At 46.2% G+C, this 887-nt stretch carries 1 protein-coding gene; it reads left to right on the top strand.

What is annotated here, in order from left to right:
• Positions 1 to 887, top strand: an 887-nt coding sequence (tuf, locus tag OCI93_RS20930; protein ID WP_261627260.1) for an elongation factor Tu, incomplete at both ends; no start/stop codon positions are given.

The raw sequence follows: 887 nt of genomic DNA, 5'->3' as shown, positions 1-887 counted from the left end.
ATGGACGGCGCAATCCTAGTAGTTGCTGCAACTGACGGTCCTATGCCACAAACACGTGAGCACATCCTACTTTCTCGTCAGGTTGGCGTACCTTACATCATCGTATTCATGAACAAATGTGACATGGTTGATGACGAAGAGCTACTTGAACTAGTAGAGATGGAAGTACGTGAGCTTCTTTCTGAGTATGACTTCCCAGGTGATGACTTACCACTAATCGCAGGTTCTGCGCTTAAAGCGTTAGAAGGCGAGAAAGAGTGGGAAGACAAGATTGTAGAGCTTGCAGAAGCACTAGACTCTTACATCCCAGAGCCAGAGCGTGACATCGATAAGCCATTCATCATGCCTATCGAAGACGTATTCTCAATCCAGGGTCGTGGTACAGTAGTAACAGGCCGTGTAGAAGCTGGTATTGTAAACGTGAATGACGAAGTTGAAATCGTAGGTATCAAAGACACTACGAAGACAACTTGTACAGGTGTTGAAATGTTCCGTAAGTTGCTTGACGAAGGTCGTGCAGGTGAGAACATTGGTGCACTTTTACGTGGTACTAAGCGTGAAGACGTTGAGCGTGGTCAAGTACTTTGTAAGCCTGGTTCAATCAAGCCGCACACAAAATTCGTTTCAGAAGTATACGTACTTTCGAAAGACGAAGGTGGCCGTCATACACCATTCTTCAAAGGTTACCGTCCACAGTTCTACTTCCGTACAACTGACGTAACAGGTGACGTACAGTTACCAGATGGCGTAGAAATGGTAATGCCTGGTGATAACATCAAGATGACTGTAGAGCTAATCTGCCCAATCGCGATGGACGAAGGTTTACGCTTCGCTATCCGTGAAGGTGGCCGTACAGTTGGTGCTGGTGTTGTAGCTTCAATCGTAGA

This window comes from Pseudoalteromonas holothuriae (assembly GCF_945859825.1).
Classification (GTDB): Bacteria; Pseudomonadota; Gammaproteobacteria; order Enterobacterales; family Alteromonadaceae; genus Pseudoalteromonas; species Pseudoalteromonas holothuriae.
The sequence above is the reverse complement of the archived record's forward strand: the minus strand, read 5'-3'. Positions and strand labels throughout refer to the sequence as shown.